Origin of the sequence: Rhodopseudomonas sp., from assembly GCF_048594845.1 — a bacterium.
Classification (GTDB): Bacteria; Pseudomonadota; Alphaproteobacteria; order Rhizobiales; family Xanthobacteraceae; genus Rhodopseudomonas.
This window is the reverse complement of the sequence record NZ_JBMDXE010000222.1, coordinates 1-4,356: the sequence shown is the minus strand read 5'-3', so window position 1 is coordinate 4,356 and position 4,356 is coordinate 1. Positions and strand designations below refer to the sequence as shown.

The 4,356-nt window shown below is 67.1% G+C and carries 8 protein-coding genes; 3 read left to right on the top strand and 5 right to left on the bottom strand.

What is annotated here, in order from left to right; translation table 11 throughout:
• Positions 1–937, top strand: a 937-nt coding sequence (locus ACOJTD_RS14475; protein WP_420133597.1) for an MFS transporter, incomplete at its 5' end; no start/stop codon positions are given.
• A gap of 339 nt (positions 938–1,276) precedes the next feature.
• On the opposite strand, the gene ACOJTD_RS14470 is transcribed toward ACOJTD_RS14475, so the two are convergent.
• Positions 1,277–1,939, bottom strand: a complete 663-nt coding sequence (locus tag ACOJTD_RS14470; protein WP_420133596.1) for an O-methyltransferase — start codon at positions 1,937–1,939, stop codon at positions 1,277–1,279.
• A 90-nt stretch (positions 1,940–2,029) separates the two neighbouring features.
• Here ACOJTD_RS14470 and ACOJTD_RS14465 point away from each other — a divergent pair, with 90 nt between their 5' ends.
• Both ACOJTD_RS14465 and ACOJTD_RS14460 read left to right on the top strand, forming a co-directional pair.
• Complete coding sequence (locus tag ACOJTD_RS14465; protein WP_420133595.1) at positions 2,030–2,662, top strand: TetR family transcriptional regulator; 633 nt, start codon at positions 2,030–2,032, stop codon at positions 2,660–2,662.
• A 22-nt stretch (positions 2,663–2,684) separates the two neighbouring features.
• The gene (locus ACOJTD_RS14460) at positions 2,685–3,092 is read left to right on the top strand and encodes a DUF3574 domain-containing protein (RefSeq protein ID WP_420133594.1); all 408 of its coding nucleotides are present in this window, start codon (positions 2,685–2,687) and stop codon (positions 3,090–3,092) included.
• Here ACOJTD_RS14460 and ACOJTD_RS14455 read toward each other — a convergent pair.
• The 4 genes from ACOJTD_RS14455 to ACOJTD_RS14440 all read right to left on the bottom strand — a co-directional run.
• Positions 3,082–3,279: a TenA/THI-4 family protein gene (locus ACOJTD_RS14455; protein ID WP_420133593.1), complete on the bottom strand. Its 198-nt coding sequence runs from the start codon at positions 3,277–3,279 to the stop codon at positions 3,082–3,084. The two genes, ACOJTD_RS14460 and ACOJTD_RS14455, sit on opposite strands and share 11 nt — an antisense overlap.
• Positions 3,280–3,379: 100 nt before the next feature.
• Entirely contained in the window at positions 3,380–3,619 is a 240-nt protein-coding gene (locus tag ACOJTD_RS14450) for a hypothetical protein (protein WP_054162856.1), read from the bottom strand.
• A 200-nt stretch (positions 3,620–3,819) separates the two neighbouring features.
• Positions 3,820–4,029 (bottom strand): cold-shock protein, encoded by a 210-nt coding sequence (locus ACOJTD_RS14445; protein ID WP_054162855.1) that lies wholly within the window; start codon positions 4,027–4,029, stop codon positions 3,820–3,822.
• 130 nt (positions 4,030–4,159) lie between these two features.
• Positions 4,160–4,356: hypothetical protein (locus ACOJTD_RS14440; protein WP_420133592.1), on the bottom strand; the 197-nt coding region annotated here is incomplete at its 5' end.

The window sequence follows — 4,356 nt, the reverse complement described above, 5'->3', positions numbered from 1 at the left end:
GGCGGCTACCGTGCTGGTGATGGCACTCGGCAATCTCGGTTCGGCCTTCGCACCGAACTACGCGGTGCTGCTGGTGCTGCGGCTGGCGATGCTCTCGGTCGGGGCGCTGTACACGCCGCAGGCCGCGGGCGCGGCGGCGCTGATCGTGCCGATCGAAAAGCGCGGCGGCACCATGGCCTATGTGTTTCTCGGCTGGTCGCTGGCGGTGGCGGTCGGTGTGCCACTGATCACCTTCGCGGCCGGCCATTTCGGCTGGCGCGGCGCCTACGCGATGATCGGCGCGATCGGCCTCGTCAGCTTCGTTCTGGTCTGGGCGCGGCTGCCGGGCGGGCTGAGCGCCGCGCCGGTCGATCTGAAGACCTGGGCCGCGGTCGGCCGCAGCCGCCGCATCCTGACGCTGCTCGGCGTGTCGTCGCTGCAGACTTCGGGACAGTTCGTCGTGTTCACGTATTTCGGGCCGCTGCTGACCGGGCTGACCGGCGCCGGCCCCGCCGAGATCGGACTGGTGTTCGCGATCTACGGCGTCTGCGGCTTCGTCGGCAGCGTAATCGCAAGTTGCATCGTCGATGGCTGGGGCTCCTACAACACGTCCGCGCTGTTCACCTCGCTGATGCTCGCCGGCATCGCCGGATGGACCTTCGGCGCCGGGCATTTCATGGTGATGGCGGCGGCGGTGGCGGTCTGGGGGCTCGGCTTTGCGGCGTCGAATTCGATGCAGCAGGTGCGGCTGGTGATGGCCGACCCGGCGCTCGCCGGCGCGACGGTCTCGCTCAACACCTCGGTGCTGTATCTCGGCCAGGCGATCGGCTCGGCGATCGGCGGCGTGCTGTTTGCCGCCGGGCTGCTGCACACCAACGGCTACGTCTCGACCGCGGTGATGAGCTGCGCGCTGCTCGCGGTGATTTTCGCGACGCGGGAGCCAGTGCGGCGCGCGTGATGCGCGGGCGGCGAGCACGGAGCGGACTAACGCCAGCAGTAATTGTCCGGCGGCGAGTGCCGGCAGCGTGGTCGGCGATGCATGCGGCGGCAGGCCGGCGATCAGCGTGATCAGCGCCTCGGCGGCGCGAAACGCCAGATGATGACAGGCGGCGCGCAATCTCGCGCGGCGCGATGGAACGGTCGACAGGATCGCCATAGCGTCTCTCCAGGCTGATCCCCTGATCGGCCAGAGGGCGCAACCGACGCACTCCGACCGCGGGGATCGTTGAGCGCGTTGGCTGACGTCGAACGCTTACGGCCAGCGATGCCGGCATATGCCTCGAATGAGGCCTGATACTCAGTGCAGACGCATCGACAGCTCGACATCCTCGGCGAACGGCACCGAGATGTAGCCGCAGGCCGGATCGCGGACTCGCGCCAGATAATCCGGCGCGTAGTCCGCATTGTCGGCGACGATCAGTGCGCCGGGCGCGAGCCGGCTCTCCAGCAGCGCCAGCACGTCCGGATACAGCGCCTTGGCGCCGTCGAGCAGCACCAGGTCGATCCGCTCCGGCAGATCGGCGCGCAGCGTCTGCAGCGCGTCGCCTACGCGGCATTCGACCAGGTCGGCCAGCCCGCCGGCGACGAGGTTGGCCTTGGCGCGCGCCAGTTTCGAGGGCTCGAACTCGGTGGTGATCAGCCGGCCGCCGCCGTTGTCGCGGAGCGCGGCGGCGAGGTGCAGCGTCGAGATGCCGAACGAGGTGCCGAACTCGACGATGCTGGCCGCGCGGATGCTGCGCGCCAGCATGTAGAGCAGCGCGCCGGTGTCGCGCGACACCGCGAGCGGCTGCTCCTTCATGCGTTCGTAGAAGGCGAGGTAATCGGTCTTGCTCCGCATCAGCCGGTCGCGATCGTTCATCAGCTCGGCGAGCGCCGGATCGTCGGCCGGCGAGCGGGCGTCGGCGTCGGCGAACAGGCGGGCCAGCAGCGGCGCGAGCGGGGCGGTGGTCAGGGTCGTCATGGTTACTCCGGGATCGTCAGCGCGTTGTTGCGCGCCTCCAAAAATACGAATAAATAGTCGCATTCGCTAATCGCATTCCCCGGGGCGGTGATGGTCGAGCGCCGAAGTGGTTCACTTTCCACGCGAAAGCAGCCCCAGCAGGCGCGTTCGGCGGAGCTGGTCGCGGCCATTCTCGAGGCCGCTATTCAGGTTTTGGCGAAGGAGGGCGCGCAGCGTTTCACCACCGCGCGGGTCGCCGAGAAAGCCGGCGTCAGCGTCGGCTCGCTGTATCAGTATTTCCCCAACAAGGCCGCGATCCTGTTCCGGCTGCAGAGCGACGAGTGGCAGCAGACCTCGGCGATACTGCGCGACATTCTCGAGGATCGCGGCGATCCGCCGCCGCAGCGGCTGCGGCGGCTGGTCCATGCCTTCATCCGTTCCGAATGCGACGAGGCGGAGGTCCGCGGCGCGCTCGACGACGCCGCGCCGCTGTATCGCGACGCGCCCGAAGCCCGCAAAGCCCGCAAGGCGATGGACGGCACCATCGCGGCGTTCCTGCGCGAGGCGGCGCCGCGCAGCGCCGACGCGACGCGGGCGCGCGCGGCCGAGCTGATCAGCCGGACGCTCGCCGCGGTCGGCAAGGATTTCTCCAGCCGCCCGCGCAGCGCGGCCGAGATCACCGCCTATGCGGACGCGGTCGCCGACATGCTGTGCGCCTATCTCAAGACGTTGCGGCGAGGCTGAGATGAGAGCCGGGCGAGCGATGATGCGCGTATTGATCGCCTGCGGCGGTGCGGCGACGCTGGCGGGCTGCACGACGTTGCAGCCGTCCGCATGCCTGCCGCCGGCGCGGCCGATGCTGAGCGCCGAACTTGCGTTCGGCCGCAACATCGGCGACCGGCTCGGCGTCAGCGACGCCGACTTCAAGCGGTTCGCCGCCGACGAAATCACGCCGCGATTCCCGGACGGCTTCACCGTGCTCGACGGCGTCGGACAGTGGCACGACCCCGCGCGCGACCGCATCGTGCACGAGAAAACCAAGCTGGTGATGCTGGTGTTCGCCGAGGATCCGGCAAAGGCCGCCGCGCTGACTGAGATTGCCGACGCCTACAAGCGCCGCTTCAAACAGCAGGGCGTGCTGGTGGCGATGCGGCCGAGCTGCGTCAGCTTCTGAGTGCGGCGGAGGTGCCGCGTTCGGTGATACGATAATGCGCGGATTTGGCGTCCGTCGACAGCCGCTGCAGCCAGCCGAGCGCGACGAGGTCGTCATACTGCTTCTGCTCGCGCGCGCCGAAAACCCGCCGCCGTCCGCCGGCCTCATGAATCTCGCGGATCAGTCGGAAGTCGTCGGGCACGGCCATGTCTCAACTCCTGACGATCGTCGATCTGGCCGGGGCCTGTGCCGTCTGGTCCGCCGATGACATGAGCGGGACCCGGCGCGCATGGCGCGCCGCCGGTGCGTCACGCCTTCTTGCGCGCCTTTTTCTTGGCGGCCACCGGAGCGGCGTCTGCCTGGGCTTCGGCCTCGGCTTCTTCCTTGGCGAGGCGCAGGGCGCGCAGGCGCTCCATGTTCTTGCGCACCGCGACCGCTTCCTGCTGGAACTGCGCCATCATGCGCGAGCCTTCTTCCTGGGCGAGCTGCTTCTTGCGGGCGCGCTCGATGCTCGTGGGTGAGCGTTCGGTGTCGTTCTTGCCGACCATCTCGATCTCCTCACTTGCAGGCCTGGTCCAGACGAAACGATAGGCGATCCGCGCTCCAGGCCGAATAGGTCAACGTGATTATTGCACGTAACAATTGCACACATGGCGATACCCGCCCGATCGATCCGATCGGGCGGGGCGCCTCATCGAAGTCAGGTCGTCCGCCGCTCAGTACATCCGTGATGCGGCAGATCGCTGAATTACGCCAGCTCGAGGTTCTCGGCGCTGGTCTTGCCGCGCATCTTGTCGGTCTTCAGGTCGAAGTTGACCTTCTGACCTTCGGCCAGGCCCGAAAGGCCGGCACGCTCGACCGCGCTGATGTGCACGAACACGTCGTTGCCGCCGTCGTTCGGCGCGATGAAGCCGAAACCCTTTTGACCATTAAACCACTTCACGGTGCCTGTCGGCATAGTCCATTCTCCAAAGCATAGCTTATCGCCGCGCGACCATCACGCGACGTCGTTCAACTAATCGATGTCTTTGGGAAGGAGCCCGCGGGCGCGTTCAGAAAGGCACAGCGGCTAATCGAATAAACAGACTCTATATGAATAAGCCGGCAAACACAAGCGCGCCGCCCCGCGGCGTTTTTGCAGGCTGACGACGCTCACATATAAGGTCGCAATGCGGCGCGAACAAGATCGTTCGATTGCTAATCAGCAGGCTCATCGCATCGATTAGCACCGGGCGCTGTTCCGTTGTTTGCTTTCTCTGTGCATGCGCTCTGGAGCGAAGCCACG

Bases quoted from the DNA above. Each gene is read 5' to 3' on its own strand.
- ACOJTD_RS14470 (WP_420133596.1), bottom strand. From the start codon at position 1,939: ATGACGACCCTGACCACCGCCCCGCTCGCGCCGCTGCTGGCCCGCCTG.
- ACOJTD_RS14465 (WP_420133595.1), top strand. From the start codon at position 2,030: ATGGTCGAGCGCCGAAGTGGTTCACTTTCCACGCGAAAGCAGCCCCAG.
- ACOJTD_RS14460 (WP_420133594.1), top strand. From the start codon at position 2,685: ATGCGCGTATTGATCGCCTGCGGCGGTGCGGCGACGCTGGCGGGCTGC.
- ACOJTD_RS14455 (WP_420133593.1), bottom strand. From the start codon at position 3,279: ATGGCCGTGCCCGACGACTTCCGACTGATCCGCGAGATTCATGAGGCC.
- ACOJTD_RS14450 (WP_054162856.1), bottom strand. From the start codon at position 3,619: ATGGTCGGCAAGAACGACACCGAACGCTCACCCACGAGCATCGAGCGC.
- ACOJTD_RS14445 (WP_054162855.1), bottom strand. From the start codon at position 4,029: ATGCCGACAGGCACCGTGAAGTGGTTTAATGGTCAAAAGGGTTTCGGC.